General features: G+C 66.7%; 1 protein-coding gene. It reads left to right on the top strand.

Annotated elements, in window-relative coordinates; all coding sequences use genetic code 11:
• Nucleotides 1-363 (top strand): carbon starvation CstA family protein (locus ACLEJR_RS27075; RefSeq protein ID WP_440817772.1); only part of this gene is annotated, 363 nt, incomplete at both ends.

Raw genomic sequence — 363 nt, 5'->3', positions numbered from 1 at the left:
GGCACCCGTGCCGGGCGCTTCATGCTGCAGGACTTGCTCGGCTCGTTCGTGCCGGCGCTCAAGCGCACCGAATCCTGGACCGCCAACCTGATCGCCACCGCCGGGTGCGTGGCGCTGTGGGGCTACCTGCTGTACCAGGGCGTGATCGATCCGCTGGGCGGCATCAACACCTTGTGGCCGCTGTTCGGCATCTCCAACCAGATGCTGGCCGGGATCGCCCTGATGCTCGGCACCGTGGTGCTGATCAAGATGAAGCGCCAGCGCTACGTCTGGGTCACGCTGCTGCCGGCGTCCTGGCTGCTGATCTGCACCACCACGGCGGGCCTGATCAAGCTGTTCGACGCCAACCCGGCGATCGGCTTT

Origin of the sequence: Pseudomonas sp. SMN5, from assembly GCF_052041925.1 — a bacterium.
GTDB lineage: Bacteria > Pseudomonadota > Gammaproteobacteria > Pseudomonadales > Pseudomonadaceae > Aquipseudomonas.
Note: the sequence above shows the minus strand (reverse complement) of the source record. Positions and strands in the feature narration are given on the sequence as shown.